The organism is Pseudomonas sp. RT4P38 (assembly GCF_054897765.1).
In genome coordinates this window covers 3,422,257-3,437,415 of record NZ_CM142703.1, presented here as the reverse complement: position 1 = coordinate 3,437,415, position 15,159 = coordinate 3,422,257, and the positions used below count along the sequence as shown (strand labels likewise).

14 protein-coding genes and 2 pseudogenes are annotated in these 15,159 nt (G+C 57.8%); 11 read left to right on the top strand and 5 right to left on the bottom strand.

The genetic code is table 11. The features are described from left to right. Positions 1-56 precede the first annotated feature (56 nt). The gene (locus ACYZT7_RS15915; RefSeq protein WP_462037318.1) at positions 57-1,061 is read right to left on the bottom strand and encodes an AraC family transcriptional regulator; all 1,005 of its coding nucleotides are present in this window, start codon (positions 1,059-1,061) and stop codon (positions 57-59) included. A 325-nt stretch (positions 1,062-1,386) separates the two neighbouring features. Here ACYZT7_RS15915 and phbB point away from each other — a divergent pair, with 325 nt between their 5' ends. The 7 genes and pseudogenes from phbB to ACYZT7_RS15880 form a co-directional block, all read left to right on the top strand. Further along, the gene (phbB, locus tag ACYZT7_RS15910) at positions 1,387-2,133 is read left to right on the top strand and encodes an acetoacetyl-CoA reductase (RefSeq protein ID WP_462037317.1); all 747 of its coding nucleotides are present in this window, start codon (positions 1,387-1,389) and stop codon (positions 2,131-2,133) included. Positions 2,134-2,197: 64 nt separating this feature from the next. Further along, positions 2,198-3,376, top strand: a complete 1,179-nt coding sequence (locus ACYZT7_RS15905) for an acetyl-CoA C-acetyltransferase (RefSeq protein ID WP_462037316.1) — start codon at positions 2,198-2,200, stop codon at positions 3,374-3,376. 96 nt (positions 3,377-3,472) lie between these two features. Further along, on the top strand, positions 3,473-5,176 hold the full coding sequence (gene phaC, locus ACYZT7_RS15900; protein ID WP_462037315.1) for a class I poly(R)-hydroxyalkanoic acid synthase: 1,704 nt from the start codon (positions 3,473-3,475) through the stop codon (positions 5,174-5,176). Between the two features lie 550 nt (positions 5,177-5,726). After that, the gene (locus ACYZT7_RS15895) at positions 5,727-6,236 is read left to right on the top strand and encodes an antitoxin Xre/MbcA/ParS toxin-binding domain-containing protein (RefSeq protein ID WP_462037314.1); all 510 of its coding nucleotides are present in this window, start codon (positions 5,727-5,729) and stop codon (positions 6,234-6,236) included. Next, positions 6,233-6,721 carry an RES family NAD+ phosphorylase gene (locus tag ACYZT7_RS15890; RefSeq protein WP_462037313.1) on the top strand — a complete coding sequence of 163 codons (489 nt, stop codon included), beginning with the start codon at positions 6,233-6,235 and terminating at the stop codon, positions 6,719-6,721. Before ACYZT7_RS15895 ends, ACYZT7_RS15890 begins: the two co-directional genes overlap by 4 nt. A 157-nt stretch (positions 6,722-6,878) precedes the next feature. Then, positions 6,879-8,033, top strand: a complete 1,155-nt coding sequence (locus ACYZT7_RS15885; RefSeq protein ID WP_462037312.1) for a MalY/PatB family protein — start codon at positions 6,879-6,881, stop codon at positions 8,031-8,033. Positions 8,034-8,074: 41 nt separating this feature from the next. Next, a pseudogene (locus ACYZT7_RS15880) lies at positions 8,075-8,421 on the top strand (SDR family oxidoreductase); the annotation flags it as partial. A gap of 9 nt (positions 8,422-8,430) precedes the next feature. Here ACYZT7_RS15880 and ACYZT7_RS15875 read toward each other — a convergent pair. Both ACYZT7_RS15875 and ACYZT7_RS15870 read right to left on the bottom strand, forming a co-directional pair. Continuing rightward, the gene (locus ACYZT7_RS15875; RefSeq protein ID WP_462037311.1) at positions 8,431-8,880 is read right to left on the bottom strand and encodes a DUF421 domain-containing protein; all 450 of its coding nucleotides are present in this window, start codon (positions 8,878-8,880) and stop codon (positions 8,431-8,433) included. Between the two features lie 7 nt (positions 8,881-8,887). Continuing rightward, positions 8,888-9,406: a hypothetical protein gene (locus ACYZT7_RS15870; protein WP_462037310.1), complete on the bottom strand. Its 519-nt coding sequence runs from the start codon at positions 9,404-9,406 to the stop codon at positions 8,888-8,890. Positions 9,407-9,707: 301 nt separating this feature from the next. On the opposite strand from ACYZT7_RS15870, the gene ACYZT7_RS15865 reads away from it, so the two are divergent. From ACYZT7_RS15865 to ACYZT7_RS15855, 3 genes are all read left to right on the top strand, one after another. Continuing rightward, entirely contained in the window at positions 9,708-11,051 is a 1,344-nt protein-coding gene (locus tag ACYZT7_RS15865) for a cation:proton antiporter (RefSeq protein ID WP_462037309.1), read from the top strand. A 188-nt stretch (positions 11,052-11,239) separates the two neighbouring features. Continuing rightward, entirely contained in the window at positions 11,240-11,536 is a 297-nt protein-coding gene (locus tag ACYZT7_RS15860) for a hypothetical protein (RefSeq protein WP_462037308.1), read from the top strand. A 255-nt stretch (positions 11,537-11,791) separates the two neighbouring features. Continuing rightward, positions 11,792-12,268, top strand: coding sequence for a hemerythrin domain-containing protein (locus ACYZT7_RS15855; protein WP_282378026.1), 477 nt, complete (start codon positions 11,792-11,794; stop codon positions 12,266-12,268). Positions 12,269-12,337: 69 nt separating this feature from the next. Here the strand turns inward: ACYZT7_RS15855 and ACYZT7_RS15850 are convergent, their stop codons facing one another. Beyond that, positions 12,338-12,874 carry a hypothetical protein gene (locus ACYZT7_RS15850; protein ID WP_462037307.1) on the bottom strand — a complete coding sequence of 179 codons (537 nt, stop codon included), beginning with the start codon at positions 12,872-12,874 and terminating at the stop codon, positions 12,338-12,340. Positions 12,875-12,957: 83 nt separating this feature from the next. Between ACYZT7_RS15850 and ACYZT7_RS15845 the strand changes: the two are divergent. Then, positions 12,958-13,202: pseudogene (locus ACYZT7_RS15845) on the top strand (hypothetical protein). Between the two features lie 9 nt (positions 13,203-13,211). Here ACYZT7_RS15845 and ACYZT7_RS15840 read toward each other — a convergent pair. Beyond that, positions 13,212-15,134 (bottom strand): hybrid sensor histidine kinase/response regulator, encoded by a 1,923-nt coding sequence (locus ACYZT7_RS15840; protein WP_462037306.1) that lies wholly within the window; start codon positions 15,132-15,134, stop codon positions 13,212-13,214. Between the last annotated feature and the right edge of the window lie 25 nt (positions 15,135-15,159).

Sequence of the window (15,159 nt, the reverse complement as noted above, 5' to 3'; positions counted from 1 at the left end):
GTTTAACGCTGAGGAGAACCGCGTCACACCGGCGCGGCTTCCACGATTTCAAGCGATTAATCGGCCCGATACTGACCGGGTGTCATGCCAAACCAGCGGCTGCACGCTTTGTTGAAGCTGCTGTGGTCATGAAAACCAAGGAGATACGCGACATGCTTCATGTTGAAGCGAGAATTGCGCAAGTAGAATTCGGCCAATTGCCGGCGCACGGCATTCTGCACGTCCTTGAATTGCGTCCCGTCTTTTTCCAGGGTGCGTTGTAGCGTTCGCTTGCTGATGTTCAATGCGGCCGCGATCGACTCCATATCGCACGGCCCCTGGCCCTGACTCAAGCGCTTGGTAATGAGTGCCCGAATTCTGCCGACGATGGTGAAGCCATGCAGCGAAACCAATCGAGCTTCGGCAAAACTGTCATGCAGTACCGCCAGTTCTTCGTTAGCCATGCTCAGCGGACGCAGAAGCTCCTGCCCGTCAAACAGGATGCTGTCATAGGCAGCCCCAAAATGCAGGTCGCAGCCAAACAGCCTTTGATGCTCGGACGTGTCTGCAGGTTCGGGATAGGCGAACTCCACACTCAACGGTTGCGGTACGTTGCCTCCCGCCAGCCAACGGCAAAAACCCAGCAATGAAGCCATGCCTGCATCCGAGTACTGCCGGGGTTTGACCGACCCCTTTTGCTGATGATCCAGCGACGCCAGTCGATAATGCTGTTGCTCCGGCAAAAAGAAGAGGCTGAATCCGATACTGATCAAAGGGCTGAAACGTACCAGGCGTTCAAGTGCTTTTTTCAGATTCAAACTGGACATCATGGTGTAGCCGACGATCTGAAGGTTACCGGGATGGAAGTTTCCATAGGCCTTCAAACCGATGTCTGGATCGCCAGCGGCCTGGGCTCCCAGTTCCCATAGCCGATAAATAGCCCTTCGTTCGCAGTACGCTCCCGGGTTTTTAACGGACTCCATGTCCATCCCTGCCTCCCGACACAGACTGGCAACATCCAGCCCTTGTGCCGAGAGCGTATTCACCAGCACGCTGGCATAACCTGAACTCATTCTATACATGGCGTCCTCAATGACCCGTGGAACCGAACATCCTGTCTGGAGCCATGACTGATCTGCGTTGAATCAAAATGCTAACGGGTAGTTCAGCTGCCAATATTGATCCCAGTATAGGTAATCCTCACTTTTAGCCAGTTTTTCTGTCCATTCGTCACCCTGTAGCTGCCAAGCCTGCGAGGCGATGCCAACAGCAGTGAACAGTTCAGTTTCATTCCATGCATGGCACCGTTGGACACCAGACAGTCACCTCTCAACACTTCCGCACTCCCCGCCAATACCGAACAATCCACCCATCTTGCAGCGCAAAATACAAAAAGGAAGAGAGCTTATGAAGTCGCTTGGTCGTATTGCGTTGGTAACGGGTGGTATGGGTGGGATTGGCACTGCGATAAGCCAACGTCTGTACAAGGAAGGATTCAAAGTCATCGTGGGCTGCAGCTCTGACTCCGCCCGAAAGAACGAATGGATAGCGAGCCAACTGGCGGCGGGTTATCAATTCGAATGCATTTATGGCGACATCACCGATTGGGAATCAACGCGCAAAGCGTTCGAGATGGCACGTGAGCAATTCGGCCCGATCGATGTATTGGTCAACAACGCGGGCATCACTCGCGATGCGTCCTTTCGCAAACTGACTCCAGAAGATTGGAACGCAGTGATCGGCACCAACCTGACAGGCCTGTTCAACACCACTAAACAAGTGATCGAAGGGATGTTGGCCAAGGGTTGGGGACGGGTCATCAACATCTCCTCGATCAACGGTCAGCGCGGCCAGTTCGGCCAGACCAACTACAGCGCGGCCAAGGCCGGCATCCATGGTTTCACCATGGCTCTGGCCCGGGAAGTGTCCGGCAAGGGCGTGACCGTCAACACCGTTTCCCCAGGCTACATCCAGACCAGCATGACCGCGGCCATCCGTCCGGACATTCTCGACACCATGATCGCAGCCACACCGGTCGGGCGCCTCGGCCAACCTGAAGAAATCGCCTCCATCGTGGCCTGGCTGGCTTCCGATGAATCGGGCTACAGCACCGGCGCCGACTTCTCGGTTAACGGCGGCATGAATATGCAGTAGACCGGCCAGGGCAAGGACGCCCTGCTCGCGCTAGACGAATGTTGTCTTTTTTATGAGGTCACGCATGAACGAAGTCGTAATCGTTGCCGCTACTCGTACCGCTATTGGCAGTTTTCAAGGTGCCTTGTCCGCGATTCCAGCCACTGAACTGGGCGCAGCGGTCATTCGCCGCCTGCTGGAAGAGACAGGACTGGACGGCTCACAGATCGATGAAGTGATCCTCGGCCAGGTACTCACCGCAGGCTCGGGGCAAAACCCCGCACGCCAAACGGCCATCAAGGCCGGCCTGCCCCATACCACCCCTGCCCTGACCCTGAACAAGGTCTGCGGTTCTGGCCTCAAGGCTGTTCAGCTTGCGGTCCAGGCCATCCGTTGCGGCGACGCCGAACTGGTGATTGCCGGCGGTCAGGAAAACATGAGCCTGGCGCCCTATGTTCTGCCCAAGGCACGCACCGGTTTGCGTCTGGGTCATGCGCAACTGCAAGACAGCGTGATTCAGGACGGTTTGTGGGACGCCTTCAACGACTACCACATGGGCATCACCGCAGAGAACCTGGCGCAGAAGTATGACCTCAGTCGCGAAGCCCAAGACGCCTTCGCCGCAGCTTCGCAACAGAAAGCCGCTGCTGCCATCGAAGCGGGTTACTTCAAACGTGAAATTACCCCGATCCTGATCCCTCAGCGCAAGGGTGAGCCGCTGGCGTTCGACACCGATGAACAGCCGCGTCCGAACAGCACGCTGCAAGCATTGAGCAACCTCAAACCCGCGTTCCAGAAAGACGGCAGCGTGACGGCCGGCAACTCGTCGACCCTTAACGATGGCGCCGCCGTGCTGTTGCTGGCCAGCGCCGCCAAGGCCAAGGCCCTCGGCTTGCCGGTGCTGGCACGCATCACGGCCTATGCCAGCGCCGGCGTGGACCCCTCGATCATGGGCATCGGCCCGGTACCGGCCACTCGCCTGGTATTGGCTAAAGCCGGCTGGACCCTGGACGACCTCGACCTGATCGAAGCCAATGAAGCGTTCGCTGCGCAATCACTGGCGGTCGGCAAAGAACTGGGTTGGGACACCAGCAAGGTCAACGTCAACGGCGGCGCGATTGCCCTGGGCCATCCGATCGGCGCATCGGGCGCGCGGATTCTGGTGTCGCTGTTGCACGAGCTGATTCGTCGCGACGGCAAAAAAGGCCTGGCCACGTTGTGCATCGGTGGCGGCCAGGGTGTCAGCCTGGTCATTGAGCGCTAGAACACAGGAGTGTTCGCTTAAGTGGCTGACGCGGCGCCGAAGTCCGGCGCCGCGGTTTTTTTTCTGCCCTGTTTACAGATGTGGGTAAGGAGTTCCATGGACAATAACGCGCATACCTTCAACACCTTTTGGTCAGGCCAAGTTCCGTTCATTGCCTCCTTTGCAGTGCAACAACTACGACTATGGGTCAGCACCAATCCGTGGTTTACCGGCCAGGCCTACAACGAGTGGTTTGACCTGCCGCGCGGGACCCTGGACAGCCTCCAATCGGATTACCAACAGCAATGGGGCGAACTCGGCCAGCGTCTGCTGACCGGTCAGCCCTTCACCTTCGACGATCGACGTTTCGCCAGCGGTAACTGGAGCCAGCCACTGTTCGGCTCACTCGCCGCCTTTTACCTGCTCAACGCCGGGTTTCTGCTGAAACTGCTGGACACGTTAGCGATCCCGGACAAAAAACCGCGCCAGCGCCTGCTCTATCTGGTGGAACAAGCCATCGCTGCTGGTGCGCCGAGCAATTTCCTGGCCAGTAACCCCGATGCGCTGCAACGGGTCGTCGATACCCAGGGAAGCAGCCTCCTCACAGGCCTGTTGCACCTGGCCAGCGACCTGCAAGAAGGCAAGATGCGCCAGTGCGACGCCGGCGCGTTCAAAGTGGGCGTCGACCTCGCCAACACCCCCGGCGAAGTGGTGTTCGAGAACGAACTCTTCCAGCTGATTCAGTATTACCCGCAAACCGAAACCCAGTACCGGCGCCCGGTGTTTGTCGTGCCGCCGTCAATCAACAAGTACTACATTCTCGACTTGCGCCCGGACAACTCGATGGTGGCCCATCTGTTGAAACAAGGACACCCGGTCTTTCTGATGTCGTGGCGCAACTTCGACCAGGAGCACGCGGGCACCACCTGGGATGACCTGATCGAAACTGGCATTATCAAAGGCCTGCAAGTGACCCGCGAGATCAGCGGCGAGCAGCGACCCAATTGCGTCGGTTTCTGCATCGGCGGCACCTTGTTGAGCTCGGCGCTGGCCGTCCTGGCGGCGCGCGGCGACCGCGAGATCGGCAGCGTGAGCCTGTTGACCACCTTCCTCGACTACCTCGATACAGGCCCCATCGACATATTCGTCGACGAACAATTGGTGGCCTACCGCGAGCGCACCATCGGCGGCAAAGATGGCCCCATCGGCCTGTTTAAGGGCGAGGACATGGGCAATACCTTCTCGCTGCTGCGCCCCAACGACTTGTGGTGGAACTACAACGTCGACAAGTACCTCAAGGGCCAGAAACCGATCCCCCTTGACCTGCTGTTCTGGAACAACGACAGCACCAACCTTCCAGGCCCGATGTACTGCTGGTATTTGCGCCACACCTATCTGCAGAACGACCTGAAATCCGGTGAGCTGGACTGTTGCGGGGTCAAGCTGGACCTGCGCGCCATCGATGCTCCGGCGTACATCCTCGCCACCCATGACGATCACATCGTGCCGTGGAGAAGCGCTTACGCCAGCACCGCGTTGCTCTCCGGGACCAAGCGTTTTGTGCTGGGCGCTTCGGGGCATATCGCCGGGGTGATCAACCCACCGGCCAAGGAAAAACGCCATTACTGGACCAACAATCGGGTCACTAAAAACCCTGAAACCTGGTTCAAGAATGCCGAGCAACATGCCGGTAGCTGGTGGAATGACTGGTTCGTCTGGCTGGCTGAACAGTCCGGCGAACACCAGCCCTCGGTGCTGCATACCGGTAACGCCCAATACCCGGCGATTGAGTCGGCACCGGGGCGTTATGTGATGCAATGACAGACGGCCCCGCGCAATAACTTCTATTGCGTGCTGATGTCGAGCGCGAAAAAAACGGGCGCTGTGGTAATGCCATTTCAGCAGTAACGCATACCTTGTAGCTGGCGAAGCCTGCGCCCCCCCTCGCCACAGAGGCAGTGGTTACTCAGATGGGTCGAGTTGATCCAGCGCCAGTTCACCGCGAGCTCGGGGGGTTCTTACGCACCTGTAGGCAACGACGCAAGGTGTTGTAGCCTCCGCGAAGTAACACTGAGTGTCTTTACACACGCGATCTTTGGATTTGGCGTCAGCGCGGTCCCACAAGTGGTGTCGAAAATCAAAAAATCGAGTATTTGTCCCACCTGTTTTTCGGGTTGGCCGTCGGACGCGCAACGTTTAACGTGGTAGCACCAGTCAGGCAAGAGAGATTAGAGCACCTGGCGCCCGGCAGGCTTGTTTTCATGCTGTGGACGGAACGTGCGGGAGCAATACTCTCGCCGACAAACTCTATTGCGCAGGGCGCGACATTTGGCGCTATTATTGCGTCAAATGTCGTATGGAGGTAATCGGTATGCCCGCCGCGAATCAAGCAGACAAGCCTGCCGTCAAACCCACAGGAACAGCAGTCGTAGGGACGGAGACAAAGAGTGTCATCCGAAAACCGACTGAGGTGCTGTTACATGGCCGCAAAGGTGATACGCGCATGTTGATCATCCGATACACACAGGAAGGCTTTGACCTGAGCGACGTCAGGGACATGCTTTCCATATCCGATCTTTACATGGCGCACGGCCTTGTTCAGCGCATTACAGGGAAGTCCCTCAGGACCGTCCAGCGCTTAGCGAAGGAGACCAAACCAGTGCGGCTAAACCAGCAACAAAGTACAGTCGCCTTCCAGTATGCGCAGGCCCTGGAGCACGCCATCAATGTGTTTGGCAATCAGCAGTTGGCTGAGGACTGGTTGAAGAAACCCTGCAAATACCTGGACGGAAATATCCCGCTGGAGCTGATCGACAACTCGCTTGGCTTCCAGGTAGTCGAGGACTATTTGACCCGGATTGAACACGGGGTTTATCAATGAATCCTTTGCCCTGGGATGGGAAGTGGCACGCTTGGCGCCTTGACCGCGAGGTCTTCAAGGACACGTGGGACAGTGGCATTGGTGCGCAGCAATCTGGTGGTCGATGGAACCCTCCCGGCCGCCGAGTTATTTATGCTTCGGCCGACCCGTCCACTGCCATTTTGGAAGTCGCGGCCCACGCAGGCTTCGATACGCTCGATAGGGTGCCTCACGTGTTGACGTGTTTCGAAGTGCTGGATTCGAATTTCATCAAGGTTGTTCAGCCCGAAGATGTGCCGAACCCGAATTGGCTCATCCCGTCTCAACTCTCGCCCAATCAGCAGTTGTTTGCTGATGAGCTGCTGGCCGAGCATCCCTTTCTGCTTATCCCCTCTGCGGTTACCCGTCATTCGTGGAATCTGTTGGTGAGCTGCGACTTGGCCGCGGATCAATTCAAACTTGTGTCTCAGGAGCGCTTTGGGCTGGATGCCCGGTTGCTCAGTTGAAAGGAAAAATGGCGGAAGGCCGCCGGAGTCGAACCTGAATCGTTCGGGACTTCGGCGTTGTCGGGCCGAGCATCGGCCTCCGCAAGCAGGCTCGCTCCCACAGGGCTTAGCGCTTATCATGGCTACCGAATTAATCCCGGCTTTTATGAGACTGAGCATGACTTTCGATTTTGATCAGGTGTTCGACCGCCGCAACACCGGCAGTACCAAATGGAGCCGTTACCCGGCCGACGTGTTGCCGATGTGGGTGGCCGACATGGACTTCTGCGCACCGCCGGTGATCAGCCAGGCCCTGCAAAAACGTCTGGAGCACCCGATGCTTGGCTACAGCGTGGCCCAGGATGACTTGCGCGATGCCATCGTCGCCGACCTCTGGAACAAGTACGCTTGGCGCGTCGAGCCTCATGAGCTGATTTTCCTGCCAGGCGTGGAGTCGGGTTTCAATATGGCCCTGCATGCGCTGGTCCAGCCGCAGCAGAACGTCGTGGTCCAGACGCCCAACTACCCGCCGCTGCGCCATGCCCCAGGCCATTGGGGGCTGAACAAGGTTGAACTGAATTTCGACGCGATGGCGGACGGTACGTATGCCACGCCGCTCGACTCCTTGCGCCAGTCCCTGGAAGGTGGCGGCGCCCTGCTGCTGAGCAATCCGCACAACCCGCTGGGCAAGGTCTTCCCGAGGGAAGAACTGCAAGCGGTGGCTGACATCTGCCTGGAACAGGACGCCTGGATTATCTCCGACGAGATTCACGCCGAGCTGTGCTTCGACGGACGCAGGCATGTGCCGATCGCAACGTTGAGCCCGGAAGTCGCCAAGCGCACCATCACGCTGATGTCGGCAAGCAAGGCCTACAACATCGCCGGACTGAAAACCTCGTTCATGATCATCCAGGACCGGGCCATCCGCGAGCGGGTCAACCACGCGCGCTGCGGTCTGGTCGACAGCGTCAACCCGCTGGGCCTGGAAGCCACCCGCGTCGCCTACCGCGAAGCCGGGCCCTGGCTGGTCGAGCTGATGGCCTACCTGCAAAGCAATCGCGATTACCTGGTCGACGCCGTTCGCACCCGATTGCCGGGTGTCACTATGAAGGTGCCCCAAAGTACCTATCTGGCGTGGCTCGATTGCTCGACGCTGGACCTGGACAACCCACAGCAGTTCTTCCTTGAACACGCCAAAGTCGGGTTAAGCGCGGGTCTGGAATTCGGTGATGACAGCAAACAGTTCGTGCGCCTGAACTTCGGCTGCCCACGGTCGTTGCTGGAAGAAGGCATCGCGCGGATGGAGCGTAGTTTGCTCAATCGAAAGGCCTAACCTTTTGATTGATTGTTCCCACTCCCTCGTGGGAACAATCAAGTTCGATCATCAACACCAGCTCGGTCAATTCGGACATGCCCAAACCTACCCCCTGCCTTACGCCACCACCAAGGGAGCGATTGCCAACTTCACCGCTGGCCTTGGGCAGATGCTGGGGCCGAAGAACATTCGGGTGAACTGCGTGGCACCGGGGCCGATCTGGACGCCGTTGATTGTCTCGACCATGCCGGATGAAGAAGTGCAGAACTTTGGTGGGCAGACCCCGCTCGGCCGGCCGGGCCAACCGGTGGAAGTGGCGCCGATTTATGTGTTGCTGGCGTCGGATGAGGCCAGCTACATCACGGGCCAGCGCTATGGAATTACCGGTGGCAAGCCGATGCTTTGAGCAGCAGCTTCACGACCGCTCTTGAGCAATCACCGATATCTTGCCGTTGCGCTCCAGGATCGCAAACTTGATTTGATCAAGAGTCTCGATGCCCTGACTGGAGCGTGCGGCTTCCATGATGTCGGCCTCGATCAATCGCGCGTGGCGCAGGCGCTTGTGTAGAAACTTGCCATTCTCGACGATGATCGTCGGCCCACCATCGATCAGCTGTGATATCCATTGCGAACGCTGTTTGAGCAGCGACAGGCCGACGTCGATGACAATCAGCGTGACGATCACCAACATCGAATTGGTCAGGGAAAAGTCATCGCCCAGCAACGCCTGTTGCGTCGCCTCACCGATGATCATCAACAGCAAAAAATCGAATGTCGTCAACTCGGCCAAAGAACGCCGGCCAGCAATCTTGAACAGCACCATCAGCGCCAGATACATCGCGGCCGCGCGCAATACCGAGTCCATAGGTCACCTAAGGGAAAATGAATTGATTGAGGTTCACGGGCATGGCGCCGGGCGATGCAATGCGGCTGCGAAACAGTCCCAGCCCATCGCCGCGCAACGTCAGATAAAGGGTTGCCTGGCCCTGAGCGTCGGTCTGCACCCAAAGCGTCATGCCCTGCCCGGCACTGATGGCACGCAGGGGGTGCGGTTGCAGGGTTTCGATGTTGAAACCGTCCAGCAGCGCCCCGGTCAGTTCCAGCTCAACGGTGGCATTGGGCGCACCGTTCACGCTGATCTGCATCGGGTTGGACGATCCGTGGCGGTGGAACATCTCGTATTGCACCCGGACCTTGCCGTCGTCACCGTGAACATCCCGGGTGCTCAGCGGCCCGCGTGAAAACAGCCCGAGCAGCGCCAGCAACACCAACAGCACCAGGGTGTACCAGCCCCAACGCTCGAATCGCCAGACCTTGACCTGATGCGTCATGTCTTCGCGCACCGGATAGTCGCGGCTGTGGTAATCGGTATGGCCGGATTCATCGTTCATCGTGTGCGCCCTGCCCTTGCTCTCCGGCCAATGCCCGTTGATGGAAATGCGGAAGCAGTTCCAACGCGTGCTCCGCGGCCAGTAACTGGACTTCAGTTCGGTTGACCTTCGCCACCTCCAAACAATTCCCTCCATCGGGCCACGCTCGGGTCAGCGGATAAAAAATGAACGCCTGACAATACTGACCCCTCAATACGTTTAGGGACCCTTGCCACGGGCCGCGCCCGGTTCAGGCTGCGCGCGACCGTCGGTTGATTGCCAGAGGCCCTACTTCGCGGCACGCACCCGACGAGTACAGAGCATGAGTTTCATTTTATGGGTGGCGGTGTTGGGCGCCGTGCTGCTGACGCTGGCGCTGACGTCGTCGTACCTGCGATGGATGCCGGTGACCACGTCGGCGGTGTGTCTGGTGCTGGGTGTGGCCATCGGGCCCGCAGGGCTCGGGCTGTTGAAACTGGACACCGATAATGCGTCCACCTGGATGGAACACTTGACGGAAGTCGCGGTGCTCTTTTCGTTGTTTGTCTGCGGTTTGAAGTTGCGCTTGCCACTCAAGGATAAAACCTGGCGCATCGCCTACGGCCTGGCCGGTCCGGTCATGGTATTGACCATTGCCGGCGTCAGCCTGTTGCTGCATTACGGATTCCAGTTGTCGTGGGGCGCATCCGTGTTGATCGGCTCGATTCTGGCGCCTACCGACCCGGTACTCGCCGCCCTGGTGCAAGTCAACGACGCCCGGGATGATGACAGCGTGCGCTTCGGGCTGTCGGGTGAGGCCGGGCTCAATGACGGAATCGCCTTCCCGTTTGTCATCCTCGGCCTGCTCCTGGTGCAACACGACGGCAACCCCGGCTGGCTGAGCGATTGGGTGCTGCGCAGTCTGTTATGGGCAGTCCCGGCCGGTTTGCTTACCGGCTACTGGATGGGACGCGGTATTGGCCGACTGACTTTGTTAATGCGCATCAAGAATGACGACAGCACCCTTTCCCCAAATGACTACCTCGCCCTCGCCTTGATTGCTCTGGCGTATGTCGGGGCCGAGTCGATTGGAGGGTACGGCTTTCTGTCGGTGTTCGCCGCAGGTCTGGGTTTGCGTCACGAAGAAGTCAAATCCACGGGCGGCGACGAACTTCCCGCCGAGCATCTCGTCCAGCCTGTTGTGGGCCATCAGAACGTCGAGCCGCAGCACGCGGTTCATGGCGATACCGCAAGCCTTGAAGAAACTCAGGTCGCCGCGGGCATCATGATGGGGGACATGCTCGCCTTCGGCAGCCTGGTGGAACGGGCCATGGAAGTATTTCTGGTGACGCTGCTCGGCGTGGTGCTGGTGGCGCACTGGGACTGGCGTGCGTTGCCAATCGCTGGCGTGTTGTTTTGTCTGATTCGACCGCTGAGCGTCGTCGCCATGCCCTGGGGCAGTTTGCTCAACGGTCACCAGCGAATGTTGATTGGCTGGTTCGGCATACGCGGCATCGGCAGTCTCTATTACCTGTTTTATGCCCTGAACCACGGGCTGGGCGAGTCGATCTCTACACTCTGTATCGATCTGACCTTGTCCGTGGTCGCGCTTAGCATCCTCATCCACGGGCTCAGCACTCAGCCGATCCTGGCTCGATATGAACAGCATAAAAAACAGGATACTTGATTTGATGTCTGTGCTTTCAGGGTCCGAGTTATCGAATTTTAACGTCTATAAAATTGAAGTTCTATGGCCATCCGGCCAGTCACAACTTTAATCTCGCCCGGCTTTTTCACGGCGGGACATACCAGGTTCGGTTCCCCTGCGGCGTCGATACCTATCAAAAGGGACCTCGAGAAAATCAGGTGCTGGTCATGATTCACTATTCCACCTCCGATGAAATCAAAGCCTGCCGGGCATTCGCCCTGGAACGTAATCGTCAAATGTTTGAAGAGGCCCAGGCGCTGAGCCGCAGCGCTTTTGCATTACTCGAGGGCAGTGACATGGACGTGGAGCTGTTTGATCGCTATCAGGCCATGCGCAGCAAGGCCGACTTGACGTTCCAGGATGCGATCGAGCACTTGCGGGTGCTCAACGAAGATTTTCCACCTGTCTCGATGTCCACGCAAAACGCTCATCGCTTGCACCCGCCGCTCGAACCCAGAACATGAACCTGAAAAGCCCGGCACAGTCGCCGGGCTTTTTATTGTCCGGGACATCAATGCTCCACCGCGAACTGCATGAGTCGATGTCCAGACTCATGCAGGCTGCATGACCGCAGATTGCCATTAGTTACTTCAAGCTATTGTTTTATATGCAAGTTATCGCACCGTAAAATCGGCACGACAAATGCTCAAGGTCTATGAGCGACTTTCGGCCTTGAGACCGTTCGCGCTTACCCCCTGACTCGTTGGAGAGACTCGACCATGAACGCCATAGACCTGTTGAAAGCCGACCATGAACGTGTAAAAGGCATCCTGACCCAGTTAAGCGAATCCACCGAACGTGGTGTAAAAAAGCGCAGCGAGTTGCTGGCCAAGCTGGAAATGGAGATCGCCATCCATACCCGTCTCGAAGAAGAAGTCTTGTACCCGGCGTACAAGAAAGCCGGGGGTAAGGAGCAGGACATCATGTATTACGAAGCCAAGGAAGAACATCGCACTGTTGATTCGCTGGTGCTGCCAGACCTCAAAGTCACGGACCCGTCCACCCCGGAATTTGCCGGTCGCGTGAAAGTGGTCAAGGAACTGCTGGAACACCACATCGAAGAAGAGGAAACGGAAATGTTTCCTCAGGCCAAAAAGCTGCTGGGTAAAGCCACCCTCGAGGAATTGGGCGCACAGATGGAAAGCTTGAAAGCCCAGTACAAGAAAGAAATGAGTGCAGCCAATCTGGCGGCTTGATGCAGTTGGCAGGACAGCATTACCGGCATATGCCGGCGGGCATATGCCGGGCTTTTTTGGTTGTTCGGTTCACGCACCCGGGTTGGTCACCTGAATGTAAAACGCGTAGCTGCCCAACAGCACCCAGAAAGTGGTGAAAATCCACGGCGTACGCACAGAAAATAACAACGACTTGCGATATCCCTTATGGGACGATTCCATCTCACTGAACAGCGGCGACTCATCGTAAGCGAGGCCCATCAAGGGCTCGCTGCGTAGCAACTCACTCTGCTTGAAATGCCAATGATCGATGATGTCGTACGCCGCGCGAATGCCCGGCCAGGCGTTGAGCGAACTGAGCAGTCCCAACAGGGCCAACAAGGGTGGCACCACCAGCGTGAAGAGTTTCCCCCACTCGGGGTTGAGGTTGGACATGCACGATGCGAAGGCAATCACCAGAAACGATTGCGCCGCCAGGTAGGCGTCGGTGCGATTGGCCAGAATGCTGGTTTCGTACTGGATTTCCCGGCGGTAGAAATCCAGACGCTCCTTGGGTGAACCGAACATCTTGGCGTTGTGTTCGGTCAGGGTTTCTTCGGCCGGGGCCTCGGTCAGTATTTTTGGCACAAGAGTCACGCACGGGATGGAAAACGTTTAGAAGAAACACCTCCCGACAAGTTCAGCTGGAATGACAGACAAAGGGGTCTGCAATGGGCTATCTCGATTGGGTGCAATGGCCAGCGATGCTGGTCACGGTGCTGGCGGCGTGGTTGATCGGTTCGCAAAGTCCCAGGCGCAGGGTCTCGGCTTCGTCTGTTTTATTGTCAGCAATTTTTTGTGGGTGATATGGGGTTACCACACCCAGGCCTATGCACTGATCGTGTTGCAGTTTTGCCTGTGCGCCATGAACGTGCGTGGTTTCAAGAAGAACGCGGGATCCGAGGCCGAACGTTGAGCTCGCTTGTCATTTCATGGTCAAGGCGATGATTTCCACCAGATTGAGTTGGGTAAAGGGTTTGGACAGGCGCGGAAGCCTGGTTGCGAAACCTTCCAGGCGCTCGGCGTAACCGGTGGCAAGAATGATCGGCAGGCTCGGCTTTATGACCCGGATAGCCTGCGCCAGTTGCGCGCCATTCATCTGCGGCATGGCCATGTCCGTGATAACCAGATCAATCGCCTGTTCGCTGTCGAACATTGCCAGCGCCTGTGCACCGGACGCTGCACCGATCACTCGATGCCCCAGGTCCTCGAGCAACAGGCAGGTACTGGTCAAGACCAGGCTGTCGTCATCCACCACCATCACGCACAGACGGGGCACGGGCGGCGCAGCTTGCTCCTCGGCAACAAATTTGGCGACTGAACCAGCGGTGGCGACGGGTATCCACAGTTCAGCGGTTGTGCCTTTGTCTTTCTGACTCTTGAGAACGAATCGACCGCCCAATTGCTCGATAAAACCATGAACCATCGACAGCCCCAGGCCAGTTCCTTTGCCGACGCCTTTTGTGGTGAAAAAAGGGTCCATCGCCGACCCCAGCGTGGCGTCATCCATTCCCTCACCGGTATCGGTGATACTCAGGCAGACATAACCACCGGGCGCCAGGGAAAGCTGCGCCGTGTCCGGAACAGCATCTGTCTGGGCACTGATCACGATTTTTCCGCCTTGGGGCATTGCATCACGAGCGTTGGTCACCAGATTCAGTATCGCCAGTTCGAGCTGGTTGACGTCAGCCAGAACTGGTTCGAGTTCTGGCGGAAAACGCGTTTCGAGCACCACGGAGGGACCGAGGGAGCTGCGCAACAGTCCTGTGACCCCTTGGACCAGCGCCGGGATCTCGACGGGTTCGGCTTTGAGCTCCTGGCGTCTGGCAAACGCCAGCATGCGCTGAGTCAGGGTTACGCCACGCATCGCACCCTGAGTGGCGTTGTCCACCAATCGGGTAATTCTCGAATCGTCCCCGACGCGTTTGCGGATGATTTCCAGATTGCCAAGAATGACGGTCAGCAAATTGTTGAAGTCGTGGGCAATGCCACCACTGAGTTGACCGATGACCTGCATCTTCTGCGCCTGAAACAGCGCTTCGCGGGTTTGCTCCAGGGCCTGCTGGGCTTGAGTGACTTCGGTGATATCACGGGTGATCTTGGCAAACCCGAGTAACGTGCCGGTGTCGCCCCAAATCGGGTCGACCACGACGTGTGCCAGAAACCGCGTACCGTCCTTGCGCACGCGCCAGGCTTTGTTTTCGAAGCGCCCCTCACGGGTTGCAATGTCCAGAGTCCGCTGTGGTTCGCCGGCCTCACGGTCCTCCGGGGTGTAAAACATCGAAAAATGCTGGCCGATGACTTCTTCGGGCAAGTAGCCCTTGATCCGCTGGGCCCCGAGGTTCCAGTTGGCCAGGCGGCCCTCCGGGGTGAGCATGTAGATGGCGTAATCAGTGACGCTTTGAACCAGTAGCCGGAATTGCTGCTCGCTTTGCTTGAGGGTTTCTTCAGCCATCTTGCGGTCGGTCAGGTCCCGGGTGATCTTGGCAAACCCCAGCAACCTGCCCGACGGGTCGAGAATCGGATCGATAACCACATGGCACCAGAAATGCGTACCGTCCTTGCGAACCCGCCAGCCTTCCCCCTCGAAACGACCCTCCCTGATCGCCGTGTCCAGTGCTCGCTGGGGCAAACCGGCACGGCGGTCCTCTTCGGTATAGAAGCGCGAGAAGTGTTGGCCGAGAATCTCGGCCTCCTCATACCCCTTGAAACGCTTGGCGCCAGAGTTCCAGCTGGTGATGATTCCATCGGGATCAATCATGTAGATCGCGTAGTCAATCACAGCATCGATCAACAGGCGAAAACGACTGTCCTCGATGGCGCTGGTTTTGGTCCGATCCTCGCTCATTGATCCCTCACGTCACTGGTGTTTT